The following is a 16,454-nucleotide window of genomic DNA, read 5'->3' on the forward strand; positions in this document are numbered from 1 at the left end:
AATCGGGGCGTAGCGCAGCTTGGTAGCGCACTTGCATGGGGTGCAAGGGGTCGTAGGTTCAAATCCTACCGTCCCGACCAAATATCACGAAAAGGGTACATCTTTGGATGTGCCCTTTTTTTATATCTGGCACATCCCCACTTATTCCATATTGATCTGAATAAATCATTTTATATTCTTTCAAGACTTAAGATGACTTTGGTAAATTACCCACCATCAAATCATCTGGTTTAGGGGATTGTCATGCCAAGTAAACTTAAGGGCCTGGTTACCGGTCTTGCGCTAGGCGCTTCACTTTTTGCACAACCGGCTGTGTCCGCCGATCGTGAGCTGCTTAACACCTCCTATGACATTGCCCGGGAACTGTTTGCGGCTTACAACGTGCACTTCAACCAGTACTGGGAAGAGAAAACCGGTGAAACGCTTGAAGTTAGCCAGTCTCACGCTGGCTCCTCAAAGCAGGCACAGGCAATCATCCAGGGCTTGAAAGCAGACGTAGCGACCTTCAACCAGGTTACCGACATCGATATCCTGCACACTCGTGGCGGCCTGATTCCGGAGAACTGGGCCAAGCGTCTGCCTAATAACAGCTCGCCCTACTACTCCACCATGGCGTTTCTGGTTCGCAAGGGTAACCCGAAAAACATTCAAAACTGGGACGACCTGATTAAAGAAGATGTGGCCCTGGTTATGCCCAACCCGAAAACCTCAGGCAACGGCCGTTACACTTACCTGGCTGCCCTGGGTTATGCCCAGGACCGCTTTGGCGACGACCAGACAAAAATTGATAGTTTCCTGCAGGATTTCCTTTCGCACGTAAAGGTATTCGACAGCGGCGGGCGTGGTGCAACCACTACATTTATTGAGCGTGAAATTGGTGATGTTCTTCTGACATTTGAATCAGAAGTACTGAATTTGGCAGATCGCTACGACAATGGTGAATATGAAGTTGTAACGCCAAAAGTAAGCTTTTTGGCAGAGTTCCCGGTTACCTGGATCGATGAATACGTGAAGCAGAACAAAACCGAGGATCTTGCGAAAGCCTATCTTGAGCACCTGTACAGTGAAGACGCCCAGCGCCTGCTGGCTGGATTCAACTATCGGGTTCATAACGAGACCGTGAAGCAAGAAACTTCAGATCGCTTTCCTGAAGTAAAACTGCTGCCCATCGATGCCATTGCCGGCAGCTGGGAAAACGCCACCAAAGAGCACTTTGCCAGTGGCGGCAAACTCGACCAACTGCAACGCCGGCGGTAATTCATGTCCACGGCTAACCAGGCCGGCGCTGCAGTCTCTCAGCGCTGGCCACGGATCGGAAACCGCAGCAAGCGGGTACTACCGGGGTTCGGTTTGAGCCTCGGTATTTCGCTTTTGTTTATCAGCCTTATCCTGATGCTGCCACTCACTGGGCTGGTGATGGAAGTTTCTGCCATGAGCTTCGATCAGTTCTGGTTTGTAATCACTGACCCTCGGGTAGTCGCCTCTTACAAAGTTACCGCCCTTGCAGCACTGGCGGCCTCACTGTTTAACGGCATCTTCGGATTACTTCTGGCCTGGGTTCTGGTGCGCTACGAATTTCCGGGAAAACGACTGATTGATGCGGTCGTTGATTTACCGTTTGCCCTGCCCACTGCTGTAGCGGGCATCGTTCTCGCTACATTGTTTGCAGAGAATGGCTGGTACGGGCAATGGCTGAGCAAGCTGGGAATTGAGGTTGCCTTTACGCCTGTAGGAATAGTTGTGGCCATGGCGTTTACCAGTCTGCCGTTTGTAGTTCGCACAGTTCAGCCGGTTCTTGAAGAACTCGCGCCTGAAGACGAAGAGGCGGCCGTGAGCCTGGGCGCCAGCGATGGCCTGGTGTTCCGCCGGGTAATCTTCCCTGCCCTTTGGCCGGCTCTGCTGACTGGGGTGGCCTTGTCGTTTACCCGAAGCCTGGGAGAGTTCGGTGCCGTTATCTTTATTGCGGGCAACATGCCTTATGTGAGCGAAGTCACCAGCCTGATGATTTTTGTCCGCTTACAGGAATACGACTATGCCGCCGCCAGTGCCATAGCTTCCGTGGTACTGATGGTGTCTCTGGTAATGCTTTTTGCAATCACCCTGTGGCAGGCCCGTTACCTTAAACGCATAGAGGGGCGCTAATTTCATGAATGCCTCCCAACCTTCCCGACACCGGCGTGTTGGCGATAGCCCGGCAATGAAATGGCTGTTGATCGGCATTGCAGTCGCCATAGCGCTAGCTTTGTTGATCGTGCCATTACTTGTGATTTTTGTTGAGGCTCTGGGCGCTGGCTGGGGAACCCTGGCAGACAACCTGACGGACCAGTACACGCTGCATGCTATCGGCCTGACGCTGTTTGTGGCTGCGCTTACCGTGCCCCTTAACCTGGTTTTTGGCACTGCACTGGCCTGGCTTGTCACACGCTTTCGTTTTCCCGGCCGCAAACTACTGATCACTCTGATTGATATTCCGTTTGCGGTATCTCCGGTTGTTGCGGGCTTGTTATACCTTCTGCTCTACGGTCGTAACGGCTGGGTTGGCGGCTGGCTTGCTGGTTACGACATGCAGCTGATGTTCTCCTGGCCCGGCATTGTGATGGTTACTGTGTTCGTTACCTGCCCATTTGTTGCCCGCGAGTTGATACCGCTGATGCAGCAGCAAGGCAGCGAAGAAGAAGAGGCTGGTGTGGTGCTGGGCGCTTCTGGCTGGAGAATATTCCGCACAATCACACTGCCCAACATCAAATGGGCGCTGATTTACGGAGTAGTACTGACTAACGCTCGGGCAGTGGGCGAGTTTGGCGCTGTATCGGTAGTGTCCGGCAATATCCGCGGACAAACCAACACGCTCCCCCTGCACGTCGAGCTGTTGTACCAGGATTACAATATTGTTGGCGCTTTTGCGAGCGCCTCGCTACTGGCCGGCATCGCTGTATTTACGCTGGCTGTAAAAGGTTTCGTGGAATGGCGGCAGACACGCTCCCTGAATCGTCTGCAAACAGAGGAGACAGCGTAATGACTATCACTGTTGATGGCATCAACAAGCGTTTCGGGAAGTTCCAGGCGCTCAACAACGTCTCTCTGAATATTCCTGAAGGCAAACTGACCGCACTCCTTGGCCCTTCCGGCTCTGGCAAAACAACGCTCTTGCGCATTATTGCCGGCCTCGAGTCTGCCGATAGCGGACGAGTCAGTTTCTCGGGCAAAGATGTAACCAAGCTGCACGTACGTGACCGAAACATAGGTTTTGTGTTCCAGCACTACGCCCTTTTCCGCCACATGACCGTGGCACAGAACATAGCGTTTGGTCTGGATTCACTGCCGCGGAAACAGCGTCCATCCAAAGCAGAGATTCAAAAGCGAGTTGGCGAGCTGCTGGAAATGATTCAGTTGCCGCATTTGGCCAATCGCTTCCCCGCTCAGCTCTCTGGCGGTCAAAAACAGCGTGTAGCCCTTGCTCGCTCCATTGCAACACAACCCAAAATTCTGCTTTTGGACGAGCCTTTTGGTGCACTGGATGCCAAGGTGCGTAAAGACCTGCGGCGCTGGCTGCGCAACTTGCACGATGAATTCCATTTCACCAGCATTTTCGTGACTCACGATCAGGAAGAAGCTCTGGAGCTATCGGATCAGGTAGCGGTCATGAGCCAAGGCAATGTGGAACAGGTGAACGAGCCAACTGAGCTTTACGCCCGACCAGACAGCCGCTTCGTGTTCGACTTCCTCGGGCAGGTGAATGTGCTGTCTGGTGACATCAAGCATGGCACCTTGAGCCAGGGCAGCGCCTGGGTAACAGTTCCGGACATCCAGCATCAAGGCACTGCTCAGCTCTACCTGCGGCCCCATGAAGTACGCCTGGCCACAGCGCCTGCCGCACACGCCAATCTTCCACTGCGCATCGAAGCCGTTAGCCTGATTGGATCCGAAGTGCGCGTTGAGCTGCGCCCAGAGGGCTGGGCGAGTGAAGGCTCAGATAACATCTGGGAAGTTGGCATCAGCCATGCGGAGTTTAACCAGCAACGCCCAACTCGTGGCGATCTGCGTTATGCCATACCAGAGGTTGGGCACCTGTTTACCGGCAAAGACACTCAGCCGGCAACAGTTAACTGGGATGAGGCTAAGCTGTCACCCAGAATTCGCCTGATCAACTGAGCACTTTGGGCGCTCCGGACTAAACCTTCGGGGCGCTTGTAATCTTAACCTGAGACATCAATCCTCCCTCGCGCCAAGCTCACCCGCCCCTTGCGCTCAAGCTCCTTCAAAAGCCGGCTAACAACCTCTCGGGCGGTGCCCAGTTCAACAGCCAGCTCCTGATGGGTGATGTGTATTGGGCTTTTGCGAGCCTGAAGCCACTCTTCAAGGCGCTCATCCATTCGGCGAAATGCCACTTCCTCTACCAGGAGCATCAGGTCATCCAGCCGGCGTCCGTATGACTCCATTATTCCAAGACGGAAGGCGGCAGACTGGTCCATCAGCCGGTCAAATAGCCCCCGGGGAACCATTGCTGCCTCAGCCTCTTCGTCCACGATAGCTTCTGCCCGATAGCCATACCCTGTCATCAGGCAACCGATAGACAAGGTGCAAATGTCATCGGCTCCCATGCGATAAAGCACAATACTGTTACCAGACACGCCCGTCATCTGCACTTTGATTGCACCGCTGAGCATCAGGGGCAAGCCCTGGCAATGCTCTCCGGCCCGGAACAGGATCTTACCTGGCGGGAATCGCATAACCTGAATACTCTCAAGGGCTTCTTTTTGAAGCTCCCGGGGCAACGTCTCCAGAATACTGTGCTGTAGCATGAACTCTTCCATGGGCATTGAATAATGAAGGGGTCAGTGTGACTTTATCACTGAACGGACTCACGGTGAGGGCTAAAGTGACAACTGTAGCCTCATACCAACACAGGAGAATGGATTATGAGCATTAATATGGGTTCTGCGGACAGAATTATTCGCGCCATTGTCGGCATTGTGCTTCTGGCGTTGGTGTTTGTTGGGCCACAAACACCTTGGGGCTGGATTGGTATTGTGCCGCTGGCGACCGCTCTGCTGGGCAACTGCCCTGCTTATTCACTGCTCGGCATCAAAACCTGCAAAAAGCAGTAAGCAACGAATCTGGCTAAGACCGGATACAAGGTACAGAAAAGCCGAAGTGATGGTAAATCGCTTCGGCTTTTCTACTTAATTACACGGTCTATTTTACTGGGGCGTTGAGCACGTCCAGGACGTCTTCCAGCTCGGTAATCATTTGACGAATAAGCTGCTTGTACTGAGTTGTGTCGTCTTTCACTTCGTGGCTACTCAGCTTCTGCTTCGCACCGCCGATGGTATAGCCCTGCTCGTAAAGCAAGCTGCGTATCTGCCTGATGGTTATCACATCAGCACGCTGATAATAACGGCGGTTACCGCGACGCTTGACTGGTGACAGCTGCGGAAACTCTTGCTCCCAATAACGCAGTACGTGTGCCTTAACCGCACACAGCTCTGCGACTTCACCTATCGTAAAGTAACGCTTCCCGGGAATCGTAGGGAGTTCGTTGTTATGACTGGGTTCCAACATACGCTTCTACTTTCTGTTTCAGTTTCTGTCCCGGGCGGAAAGTAACAACACGCCGTGCGCTTATCGGAATCTCTTCACCGGTCTTGGGGTTTCGGCCGGGCCGCTGCTTTTTGTCTCGCAGATCAAAGTTACCGAAACCCGACAGTTTTACCTGTTCGTTATGGCTGAGTGCGCCTCTGATCTCATCGAAGAAAGCTTCCACCATTTCCTTGGCTTCGCGTTTGTTCAGACCCAATTCTTCGTACAAGCGCTCTGCCATTTCCGCTTTCGTCAAAGCCGCCATGTCTCAACTCCTCAGTGTTGCCCCCAGCTCTTCCTTCAGTGCGTTGATAACACCATTAAAGAGCGAATGCACTTCATCTTCATTCAACGTGCGTTCAGGATGCTGCCAGAACAAACTGAGAGCCAGACTACGATTACCCTCGCCCAGACTTTCACCTTCATAAACATCAAACGCACGCAACGCTGTTAATCGCTCGCCGGCATGCTTGCGGGCTACACGCTCTACGTCAGCAAACGAGACATCATTACCAATAATGATCGCCAAATCCCGTCGAACTTCCGGGAATTTCGAAATTTCTTTGAAATTAGGCACATATCCCGTAATGACCGAATTCAAGGATAGCTCAAACATTAGAATGGTGCCATTAAGTTCAAGATTTTTCTGAACTTGTGGATGCAGTGTGCCCAGCCAGCCTACATGCTCCCCATCCCGGATTAGCTCGGCAGTCTGACCTGGGTGTAAAGCCGGGTGCCGGCTGCCAACAAACCCGATTTGAATACCCAGCAAACTGAAAAGACCTTCCAACTCACCTTTTACATCAAAAAAATCTGCAGTTCTGCGACCGTTTACCCAGTTTTCAGGATATTGGGGGCCAACAACAACACCTGCCAACATGGGCTGTTGATCAATTCTCTGGCCATCGTGCAAAAAGCGCAAACCTGTCTCGAACAAACGTATCCGTGGTTGCTGACGATTCTGATTGTGAGCAACCGTTTTCAGCAAACCACTCCAGAGGGTGGTTCGCATAACGGACAAATCCGAAGAAATAGGATTCGCCAAAGCAATACCTTCATGCTCGGGATCCACCTGCGCTTGTACTTTCGGATCTACAAAACTGTAGGTAATCGCTTCCTGGTAGCCATGAGAAACAAAGTAATTCTGTATGGCAGACACTGGCCGGGTTGCTTCGTCATTTACACGCAACCCGAGAGAGCCCGTAGGTTCGGTGACCGGAAGATTGTTGTAACCATAGATGCGGCCAACTTCTTCAATCAGGTCTTCCTCAATGGATATATCCGGACGGAAGCTGGGCACCATAATCCGCCAGCCATCCTTCAGGAGTTTATCAACACGAAATCCTAGCCGGATAAGAATTTCCTCAACCGTTGTGCGGTCAATTTCCAGACCGAGCACATCCGCCAAGCGTTTGGATCGCAAGTCAATTGAGCGCGCCTTTGGCAAATGCTTGGCGCTGGACACTTCAACGATTTCTCCAGGCTCACCGCCTACGATATCCATCAGCAGCTGGGTTGCTCGCTCCATAGCGTCACGGGCAAGCTCGTAATCTACCCCACGCTCAAACCTATGAGAGGCGTCTGTATGCAAGCCAAAGTGACGAGCCTTGCCAGCAAGTGTTATCGGGTCGAAATAGGCTGCCTCGAGTACCAAATCACGGGTCTTTGCACTTACACCCGAGTGCTCGCCACCCATAACGCCTGCGATGGCTATTGGCTTTTCATGGTCGGCAATCACCAACGTCTGCTCAGTAAGCTCGACTTCCTGCCCATCCAACAGAACCAGCTTTTCAGCGGGGCGCGCCATACGAACAATAATGCCCGCACTGATTTCATCGCGATCAAACGCATGCATTGGCTGGCCCTGCTCCAGCATCACGAAGTTGGTCACATCCACAGCTGCATCAATCGAACGCACGCCGGAACGGCGGAGCTTTTCCTGCATCCACAAGGGTGTTTCGGCTTGGAGGTTCACATTTCGGAGAATACGCCCCAGGTAGCGGGGGCAACCTTCCGGTGCATCCACGCGGATATCGGGAACTTCTGAGTGCACAGCTTCTACTGGCTCAATCTGCGGAGCCTCTGGAACCAGGCTGTTCAGAACGCCAACCTCACGGGCAATACCTTTAATTGAAAGGCAATCGCTACGGTTGGGAGTCAAATCCACATCGATGGCCACATCATTCAGCTTGAGATAGTCACTCAAGGATGCTCCGACGGGTGCATCAAAGGGTAACTCCATCAAGCCCTCATGCCTTTCAGACAAACCCAGCTCAGACTCAGAGCACAGCATGCCTTCAGACGGCTGGCCGCGAAGCTTGGCCTTGCGGATTTTAAAAGCACCGGGCAACACTGCACCAACCACTGCAAAAGGTACCTTCAGACCCTGACGTACATTAGGGGCCCCACACACAACCTGAACAACCTGGGTGCCATCGCTTACCTGGCATACACGCAGTTTGTCTGCGTCCGGATGAGGCTCAACAGATTGAACCTCTCCAACGACGACGCCCTCAAATTTGCCAGCCACAGGTTCGAAGCCATCGACTTCCAACCCTGCCATGGTTATCTGATCCATCAACTCCTGGGAGTTGATTTCCGGGTTGACCCATTCGCGCAGCCACTGCTCACTGAATTTCATGGTAAATGCCTTGTTCTGATGCGGTTTCGACGTTTGATTCGGATGCCGTAAAACGTGTTATTAACGGAATTGGCGTAAAAAGCGCAAATCGTTCTCGAAGAACATACGCAGGTCGTTCACGCCATAGCGGAGCATCGCCAGGCGCTCAACGCCCATGCCGAATGCAAAGCCGCGATATTCCTCGGCATCAATACCGCAGTGCCCAAACACGTTCGGGTGAACCATGCCGCACCCCATAACCTCAAGCCATTTGATACTGCCATCGGCTTCGCGCCCCCACTCAATATCCACCTCAGCAGAAGGTTCGGTAAACGGGAAATAAGATGGCCGGAAACGAACCTGAAGATCACGCTCAAAAAACACCCGTAGAAATTCCTCTACTGTGCTCTTCAGATCAGCAAAACTGACATTTTTCTCAACCAGCAGCCCCTCAACCTGATGAAACATAGGGGTGTGGGTCATATCCGAATCGCAACGATACACACGCCCCGGGCAAATCATACGGAACGGCGGCTTACCAGCCTCCATGGTGCGAATCTGCACTGGAGAGGTATGGGTGCGCAACAAGGTACCGGGATTGAAATAGAAAGTATCGTGCATAGCACGGGCCGGGTGGTGGCCAGGAATATTGAGCGCTTCGAAGTTGTGGTAATCGTCCTCAATCTCCGGGCCTTGCTCTACGGTGTAGCCGGCACGGGAGAAGAATTCTTCGATACGCTGCAGTGTGCGAGTCACCGGATGCAATCCACCCAGGTCCTGACCTCGTCCGGGCAAACTTACATCAATGGATTCGCCAGCAAGTTTTTGCTCAATGGCAACTCGCTCCAGGTCGCTGCGTTTGACGTTAATCGCCTGTTCAACCTGTCCTTTCGCCTCATTTATCTTCTGGCCGGCGGCGGGTCGCTCTTCGGCGGAAAGCTTACCCAAGGTTTTGGCCTGCTGGGTAATAGCGCCTTTTTTGCCAAGATATTCAACACGAATTTGATCAAGCGCCTGCAAGCTGTCGGCTTTTTCGACCGCCGTTAAACCGTCCTGAACCAGTTGCTCCAGGTTTTCCATTGACCCTGCTCCAAACCAGAAATGAGGATTTCAAAAAAGAAATCTTTAAACAAAAATAGGGGAAGAGCGTGCCCTTCCCCTATTAAACGGCGCCTGATACGCGAATAAATCTGCGCTTGGCACCGGCTCGATTCGTAATCGATGAAAGAGCTAAGCGATCAGAGAGATGCTTTTGCCGTCTCAACAACAGCGGCAAACGCCTGCTGCTCGTTCATGGCCAGATCGGCCAGAACCTTACGATCGATCTCAACATTTGCCTTTTTCAGGCCAGCGATCAAACGGCTGTAAGACAGGCCGTTAGCCCGGGCGCCAGCGTTGATACGAGCAATCCACAGTGCGCGGAAAGCACGCTTACGGTTACGACGGTCGCGATACGCATACTGACCGGCTTTGATAACCGCTTGCTTGGCAACGCGGAATACACGGCTACGAGCTCCGTAGTAACCCTTGGCCTGCTTTAAAATCTTCTTGTGACGACGACGTGCAACCACGCCACGTTTAACACGAGCCATACCTTAATCCTTCTACCTTAAAACCGTTGAGAGTGTTTGCTGCGTTACTTACGGAGCATACGCTTTACGGATGCCACATCAGATTTGGCAACCAATGAAGTACCACGCAGCTGACGCTTACGCTTAGGGCTCTTCTTGGTCAGGATGTGACTGGTGAAGGCTGACTTGTGCTTGAAGCCGGTAGCAGTTTTCTTGAACCGCTTGGCCGCTCCACTCTTCGTTTTCATCTTAGGCATTTTTTAAAACTCCGCATTCTGTTTTTTTAATACATCAATATGAACCTGAACGACAAAACCCCTACCGTCAGGCAGGGGATTCATCACTGAATCAGATTCACTTCTTTTTGCGGGGAGCCACAATCATGGTCATCTGCCGGCCTTCCATTTTGGGCCGCATTTCTACCTGTGCCAGCGCTTCGATATCTGCCTCGATGCGCTCCATGAGTTTCATACCAATTTCCTGGTGTGCCATCTCACGGCCACGGAACCGGATAGTGATCTTGCCGCGGTCCCCGCCTTCAAGGAAACGTACCAGGTTGCGTAGTTTTACCTGATAATCCCCTTCTTCAGTTCCTGGTCGGAACTTAAGCTCTTTGACTTGCGTCTGTTTTTGCTTCTTCTTGGCAGCAGCCTTCGCCTTTTTCTCGTCGAAGACCTTTTTGCCATAGTCCATTATTTTACAGACGATCGGATCGGAATCTGTAACCTGTACCAGATCCAGGGTCGCCTCCTCTGCCATCTTGAGGGCCTCTGCGATCGGAACTACACCCACCTGCGTGCCCTCGGCATCTATCAGGCGGACTTCAGTTGCATCAATATTCTCATTGATCGGCGCCTTTGGAGTACGCCCACCCCGATTCGTTCGCTGTTTAATAGTTAAATCTCCGTCTTGATTCTGCCCTTGCGCTCAACATCTTCTTTCAGAAGTTGTTCGAACGCTTCGAGCGATAGGGTTCCCAAATCTTCACCTTTGCGGGTTCTCACCGCAACGGAGTTGTTTTCGACTTCTTTATCGCCGACAACGGCAAGAAAGGGAACTTTGTTAATTGTATGCTCGCGGATTTTAAAGCCGATCTTCTCGTTTCTCAAGTCAGCATTAACCCTAAAGCCCAAAGAATCCAACTTTTTCGCTAGATCCTGACAATAATCACGCTGATTATCGGTAATATTGAGAATGGCGACCTGAGTTGGAGCAAGCCATGTAGGGAACGCGCCCTCATACTCTTCTATCAGGATACCAATAAACCGCTCAAAAGAGCCAAGTACTGCTCGATGCAGCATAACTGGCGTTTTACGCTCGGAGTTATCTGCCACATACTGAGCACCAAGGCGGCCAGGCATAGAGAAATCTACCTGAATAGTGCCACACTGCCAAACCCGTCCGATACAGTCCTTGAGAGAAAACTCAATTTTCGGGCCATAGAACGCGCCTTCGCCCGGCAACAACTCCCAGTCCACACCTTCGCGATTAAGTGCTTCTTCCAGAGCAGCCTCAGCTTTATCCCAAACTTCATCCGAGCCCACACGTTTTTCGGGGCGGGTAGAAAGCTTGTACAGAATTTCTTCAAACCCGAAGTCTTCATACACTTCATGAAGAAGCTCAATAAACTTGGACACTTCTGGCTGAACCGCATCTTCCTCGCAGAAAATGTGAGCATCATCCTGAGTAAAGCCACGCACCCGCATCAAGCCGTGCAGTGCTCCAGAGGCTTCATTACGGTGGCAGGAGCCAAACTCAGCGAGCCGCAGCGGAAGATCCTTATAGCTCTTCAAGCCCTGGTTAAATACCTGAATATGGCAAGGGCAGTTCATTGGCTTGATGGCGAAATCGTGCTTCTCAGATTCCGTGGTAAACATATCATCACGGAACTTGTCCCAATGCCCGGACTTCTCCCACAAGCTACGGGAGACCACCTGCGGCGTTTTGATCTCTTTATAGCCGTGACGGTGCAGCATTGAGCGCATGTATTGCTCTATTTCCTGATACACCGTCCAGCCGTCCGGGTGCCAGAACACCATACCTGGCGACTCTTCCTGCATATGGAAAAGATCCAGTTTCTTACCGAGTTTTCGGTGGTCACGTTTTTCTGCTTCTTCCAGGCGATGCAGGTAGGCTTTGAGGTCCTTTTTATTACCCCAGGCAGTGCCATAAACCCGCTGCAACTGCTCATTATTGGTATCGCCACGCCAGAACGCGCCGGAAACCTTAGTCAATTTAAACGCTTTAAGCTTGCCGGTGCTGGGCACGTGAGGGCCGCGACACAGATCGATAAAATCGCCTTGGCGATAGAAAGACAGATCTTCATCACCCGGAATATCTTCAATAATCCGAACTTTATACTCCTCGCCCATCTCATCGAACAGCTTTACCGCTTCACTGCGGGAAAGCACAGAGCGGGATACCGGCATATCCTGTTTCGCAAGCTCTTCCATGCGCTTCTCGATTCTGGCCAGATCCTCATTGGTAAAAGGCCGATCGAATTTAAAGTCGTAGTAGAAGCCGTTGTCTATAACCGGCCCGATAGTCACCTGAGCCGAAGGAAACAGCTCTTTAACCGCCATAGCAAGCAAGTGAGCGGTAGAGTGACGAATTACATCAACGCCCTCTTCATCACGCTCAGTGATAATGGCAAGCTCGGAATCCTGTTCGATCCGATAGCTGGTATCCACAAGCTGGCCGTCTACTTTGCCGGCAAGTGCGGCTTTGGCCAAGCCAGCACCAATGTCAGCGGCAACATCGTGTACGGTAACGGGTTCTGCGAAACTACGGTGACTGCCATCCGGCAGGGTTATGACGGGCATGAAAAGCTCCTGTTAAGTACTCAGCGGTGATCTATACCAGAGATCACATGGTGACGGCGTTCCGCGATACAAACCGCGAGCCGTTTCGGGGCGTAGTTTAACAGAAAAAACCCCGACGGGTTAATGCCGGGGTTTACTTAGGGCCTTACTGCGCCTTTACGAGGCTTGCTGGCCTGCCTATGGGGAGGGAACGAATGCTGGCCGCTCGCCCTCACCCGCCCTTCGTCGTAACTGCACAAAGGCCAAAAGCGCGAGCAAAAGCAGCGCTGGAATGAACATCAACTCTTTAGGTGGACGTGGGTTTTTCACCTGTACTATATCTATCGTCCAGCCAAAGTTGAGTCCCGCCTTTTCAGCATCGCTGCCAAAATTGACGAACTCGACGTTCATCACGTCACCGGCTTCAGATACCTCCAGCCCGGCCGCCGCCAGCCGTTTCTCTGGCGTTTCGGCTGCAGGCAGTGGCAACTTCAGGTATTTGGAGACATCGTCACCTGACAGCGACATACCGGTGGCCTGCAGAATAATGGGCTGACCTGGTGCCACTTCATCAATGTGCTGCATTAACTCCGAACCGGGACGGTCGTTAGTGGGCGGGTATATCTCATCCCACCAGAAACCGGGACGGAACAGAGTGAAGGTAATCAGCAGAAGGCCAATGGTTTCCCACCAACGGGTTTTGGTAAACCAGAAGCCCTGGGTAGCTGCAGAGAAAACCAGCATTGCAGTCACGGCACTAAATACAGTCACCAACAAGTCGAACCAGCCAGTTAGCCCGATCAGCAACAACTGAGTGTTGAAGATGAACATGAACGGCAGAATCGCTGTCCGTATGTCGTAGGTGAAGCCTTGTATACCCGTTCTTATCGGATCCGCCCCGGAAATCGCTGCAGCAGCGTAAGCCGCCAATCCCACCGGAGGCGTGTCATCAGCCAGTATGCCGAAATAGAACACGAACAGGTGCACGGCAATCAGTGGTACCAACAAGCCGTTTTCTGCGCCCAGAGTAACGATGACCGGCGCCATCAAGGTAGACACCACAATATAGTTAGCCGTAGTAGGCAGCCCCATACCGAGAATCAAACTGATGACAGCGGTGAAGCTCAGCATCAGAAGCAGGTTACCGCCGGAGATAAACTCTACGAACTGCGTCATAACCAGGCCGATACCGGTCAATGTCACAGTGCCCACCACGATACCCGCAGTGGCAGTGGCCACACCAATGCCCACCATGTTGCGGGCGCCAGTGACCAGTGACTGGGTCAGGTCTACTCCACCCTGCTTCAGGCCACCAAAATAATCACCGCTGTTTTTGAAGAAAGCTTTCAACGGCCGTTGGGTAATAATGATAAACACCATGAACACCGTGGCCCAGAATGCTGACAGCTGCGGCGAGAACCGCTCAACCGTGAGGCACCAAACCAGCACCACAACAGGCAAAAGAAAATACAGACCGGTTTTCACCGTTGGCCCCACCGGGGGCAATTGATCCATAAGTGCGTTCGGATCATCATCCTCCAGGTCCGGGAACCTCGATCCATAGCCCACAAGTGCGATGTAAATCGCTATCAGCAGGGGCGTAAGCACCCACATAGCTGCGCTGCCGAACACGTCTTTCATCCAACCCACGCCGTAATACACAGCCAGTGTAAGCACGCTCAGCCCTAGCAGAATCATCACCCACACAAGCATGCGCTGAGCGAGTGTCGGCTTGTTCAAGCGCTCCACACCGATCATGTTCATTTTGCAGGCTTCAAGGTGCACGATATAAATCAGCGCCACGTAGGAAATCATTGCTGGAAGAATGGCGTGCTTGATCACCTCAAGGTAAGAAATACCCACATATTCAACCATCAAAAATGCTGCAGCGCCCATGATAGGCGGCGTTAGCTGCCCGTTGGTCGAGGCTGCAACTTCTACCGCACCCGCTTTGGTTGCTGGAAAACCGACCTTCTTCATAAGCGGGATGGTGAAGGTACCCGTGGTGACCACGTTGGCAATCGAGGAACCGGAAATAATGCCACTGAGACCACTGGCAACAACCGCCGCTTTGGCGGGCCCTCCACGCATGTGGCCGAGCATGGCGTAAGCAACTTTGATGAAATAATTCCCGGCGCCGGCACGCTCAAGCAGTGCACCGAACAGCACAAACAGGAATACAAAGCTGGTTGAAACGCCCAAAGCAACACCGAAAACACCTTCGGTGCCCAACCACTGATGCGAAGCCAACTTATTGAGGCTCGCCCCTTTGTGGGAGATCACATCTGGCATGTGGGGGCCAGCGAGGGAGTATATGATGAAGACCCCGGCAACAATCGTCAGCGGCAAGCCCAGCGCGCGGCGTGTGGCCTCCAGCAACAGAACCAGGCCCGCCAGAGCGACCACAAGATCCTGTGTATTAGGGGATCCTGGGCGACTTGCCAGTTGATCATAGAAAACGTAAAGATATGAGGCTGTCCCTGCAGCTGCGAGGGCCAGCAACCAATCGTAAATCGGCACTTTATTCGTCTGCTTCCCCCGGATCATTGGGAAAGCCGCAAACGCCAGGAATGATGCGAATGCCAAGTGAATCGAACGCGACTCCGTAGAGTTGAGTACGCCAAATTCGAAAATATAGGGTAGTGGTGATGCTATCCAAAGCTGGAAAAGAGACCAGAGCAAAGGAACACCAAAAAGGATGATCGCAGCAGATCCGGTTGCAGCCCTTCCACCGGATTCGGTTTGAAGAAACTCCTCTACCTTCTGCTTATCGATACCATCCCCGGCTCTCGGGTCGCTATTGGTCATAGCAGAATCCTGTCAGAGGGAAACGATAGAAAGATTAAAGCTGCGGGCAGAGATTGCCCGCAGCCAACTCAAGCGTCCGGGATCGAATTAATCGATCAGGCCAGCTTCTTTGTAGTACTTGGCCGCACCCGGGTGCAAAGGCGCACTCAAGGCATCAGCCACCATTTCACTCTTGTTCAGATTCGCGAATGCAGGGTGCAAACGCTTGAAGCTGTCAAAGTTCTCGAATACTGCTTTAACCACTTCATACACCACGTCGTCGGGCACATCCGTTGAGGATACGAAGGTAGCGGCGACACCAAATGTGGTTACGTCGTTATCAGAACCGCGGTACATGCCGCCTGGAATAACAGCTTTCCGGTAATACGGGTTGTCATCGATCAGCTTTTTGGCTGAGTTGTTGTAAACATTTACCAGAACGCTGTCGCAAGACGTGGTTGCTTCCTTGATAGCACCAGATGGGTGACCAACGGTGTAGAAGAATGCATCAATGTTGCCATCACACAAGGCCTGGGACTGCTCAGCCGCCTTCAACTCGGCCGCCAGAGAGAACTTGTCCATGGTCCAGCCCATTTCATTCATCAGCACTTCGGCTGTGGCACGCTGGCCTGAGCCCGGGTTACCCACAGAAACCCGCTTACCGGCAAGGTCTTCAAAGTTCTTGATGCCTGAGCCTTTGCTGGCTACCACGGTGAACGGTTCAGGGTGCAGTGAGAACACAGCACGAAGCTTCTTGTTAGGGCCGTCGTCTTTGAACTGGCTGGTGCCGTTAAATGCGTGGTACTGCCAATCAGACTGGGCAACTGCAAGATCCAGCTCACCTTGGCGGATTGCGTTCAGGTTGTATACAGAACCGCCGGTGCTCTCAACGGAACAGCGGATGCCGTGTTCTTTGCGATCCATATTGACCAAGCGGCAAATAGCACCACCCGCCGGATAATAAACACCGGTAACACCACCGGTTCCGATAGTAACAAAGCGTTGCTCCTGCGCAGAAACAGCGGTAGAAGCAGCACCCAAGGTAACAGCCGCAGCAATAGCAAATGCAGAGGCTTTAAGTTTCAGTGTCATATG

General features: G+C 52.4%; 16 protein-coding genes and 1 tRNA gene. 6 read left to right on the top strand and 11 right to left on the bottom strand.

What is annotated here, in order from left to right:
• Nucleotides 1-3: 3 nt before the first annotated feature.
• The 5 genes from FFI61_RS08935 (at nt 4) to FFI61_RS17940 (ending at nt 4,152) form a co-directional block, all read left to right on the top strand.
• Nucleotides 4-80, top strand: a tRNA-Pro gene (locus FFI61_RS08935).
• A gap of 163 nt (nt 81-243) precedes the next feature.
• Nucleotides 244-1,257, top strand: a complete 1,014-nt coding sequence (gene cysP / locus FFI61_RS08940) for a thiosulfate ABC transporter substrate-binding protein CysP (RefSeq protein ID WP_200370007.1) — start codon at nt 244-246, stop codon at nt 1,255-1,257.
• A gap of 54 nt (nt 1,258-1,311) precedes the next feature.
• Nucleotides 1,312-2,142 carry a sulfate/thiosulfate ABC transporter permease CysT gene (gene cysT, locus FFI61_RS08945; protein WP_413785031.1) on the top strand — a complete coding sequence of 277 codons (831 nt, stop codon included), beginning with the start codon at nt 1,312-1,314 and terminating at the stop codon, nt 2,140-2,142.
• Between the two features lie 4 nt (nt 2,143-2,146).
• Nucleotides 2,147-3,016 (top strand): sulfate ABC transporter permease subunit CysW, encoded by an 870-nt coding sequence (gene cysW, locus FFI61_RS08950; RefSeq protein ID WP_200370009.1) that lies wholly within the window; start codon nt 2,147-2,149, stop codon nt 3,014-3,016.
• Nucleotides 3,016-4,152, top strand: coding sequence for a sulfate/molybdate ABC transporter ATP-binding protein (locus FFI61_RS17940; protein WP_200370010.1), 1,137 nt, complete (start codon nt 3,016-3,018; stop codon nt 4,150-4,152). Before cysW ends, FFI61_RS17940 begins: the two co-directional genes overlap by 1 nt.
• Nucleotides 4,153-4,196: 44 nt before the next feature.
• Here the strand turns inward: FFI61_RS17940 and FFI61_RS08960 are convergent, their stop codons facing one another.
• Nucleotides 4,197-4,802 (bottom strand): Crp/Fnr family transcriptional regulator, encoded by a 606-nt coding sequence (locus FFI61_RS08960; protein ID WP_200203772.1) that lies wholly within the window; start codon nt 4,800-4,802, stop codon nt 4,197-4,199.
• Nucleotides 4,803-4,919: 117 nt separating this feature from the next.
• On the opposite strand from FFI61_RS08960, the gene FFI61_RS08965 reads away from it, so the two are divergent.
• Nucleotides 4,920-5,108 (top strand): DUF2892 domain-containing protein, encoded by a 189-nt coding sequence (locus FFI61_RS08965; protein WP_200203770.1) that lies wholly within the window; start codon nt 4,920-4,922, stop codon nt 5,106-5,108.
• Nucleotides 5,109-5,196: 88 nt separating this feature from the next.
• On the opposite strand, the gene FFI61_RS08970 is transcribed toward FFI61_RS08965, so the two are convergent.
• From FFI61_RS08970 to FFI61_RS09015, 10 genes are all read right to left on the bottom strand, one after another.
• The gene (locus tag FFI61_RS08970) at nt 5,197-5,562 is read right to left on the bottom strand and encodes a MerR family transcriptional regulator (protein ID WP_200203768.1); all 366 of its coding nucleotides are present in this window, start codon (nt 5,560-5,562) and stop codon (nt 5,197-5,199) included.
• Nucleotides 5,543-5,845 (bottom strand): integration host factor subunit alpha, encoded by a 303-nt coding sequence (gene ihfA, locus FFI61_RS08975; RefSeq protein WP_071264800.1) that lies wholly within the window; start codon nt 5,843-5,845, stop codon nt 5,543-5,545. The genes FFI61_RS08970 and ihfA overlap by 20 nt, the downstream gene beginning before the upstream one ends.
• A 3-nt stretch (nt 5,846-5,848) precedes the next feature.
• Nucleotides 5,849-8,221 (bottom strand): phenylalanine--tRNA ligase subunit beta, encoded by a 2,373-nt coding sequence (pheT, locus tag FFI61_RS08980; protein WP_200370011.1) that lies wholly within the window; start codon nt 8,219-8,221, stop codon nt 5,849-5,851.
• A gap of 60 nt (nt 8,222-8,281) precedes the next feature.
• Nucleotides 8,282-9,280 (bottom strand): phenylalanine--tRNA ligase subunit alpha, encoded by a 999-nt coding sequence (pheS, locus tag FFI61_RS08985; protein ID WP_200203764.1) that lies wholly within the window; start codon nt 9,278-9,280, stop codon nt 8,282-8,284.
• Between the two features lie 158 nt (nt 9,281-9,438).
• The gene (gene rplT / locus FFI61_RS08990) at nt 9,439-9,792 is read right to left on the bottom strand and encodes a 50S ribosomal protein L20 (protein WP_200203762.1); all 354 of its coding nucleotides are present in this window, start codon (nt 9,790-9,792) and stop codon (nt 9,439-9,441) included.
• 44 nt (nt 9,793-9,836) lie between these two features.
• Nucleotides 9,837-10,028 carry a 50S ribosomal protein L35 gene (rpmI, locus tag FFI61_RS08995; protein ID WP_100639828.1) on the bottom strand — a complete coding sequence of 64 codons (192 nt, stop codon included), beginning with the start codon at nt 10,026-10,028 and terminating at the stop codon, nt 9,837-9,839.
• Nucleotides 10,029-10,125: 97 nt separating this feature from the next.
• Nucleotides 10,126-10,665, bottom strand: coding sequence for a translation initiation factor IF-3 (gene infC / locus FFI61_RS09000; protein ID WP_200204081.1), 540 nt, complete (start codon nt 10,663-10,665; stop codon nt 10,126-10,128).
• 2 nt (nt 10,666-10,667) lie between these two features.
• Nucleotides 10,668-12,593, bottom strand: coding sequence for a threonine--tRNA ligase (thrS, locus tag FFI61_RS09005; RefSeq protein WP_200370012.1), 1,926 nt, complete (start codon nt 12,591-12,593; stop codon nt 10,668-10,670).
• A 177-nt stretch (nt 12,594-12,770) separates the two neighbouring features.
• The gene (locus FFI61_RS09010) at nt 12,771-15,380 is read right to left on the bottom strand and encodes a TRAP transporter permease (protein ID WP_200203758.1); all 2,610 of its coding nucleotides are present in this window, start codon (nt 15,378-15,380) and stop codon (nt 12,771-12,773) included.
• Between the two features lie 87 nt (nt 15,381-15,467).
• On the bottom strand, nt 15,468-16,451 hold the full coding sequence (locus FFI61_RS09015) for a TAXI family TRAP transporter solute-binding subunit (RefSeq protein WP_200370013.1): 984 nt from the start codon (nt 16,449-16,451) through the stop codon (nt 15,468-15,470).
• Between the last annotated feature and the right edge of the window lie 3 nt (nt 16,452-16,454).

This window comes from Marinobacter sp. DY40_1A1, assembly GCF_016597815.1.
GTDB classification, from domain to species: Bacteria; Pseudomonadota; Gammaproteobacteria; order Pseudomonadales; family Oleiphilaceae; genus Marinobacter; species Marinobacter xiaoshiensis.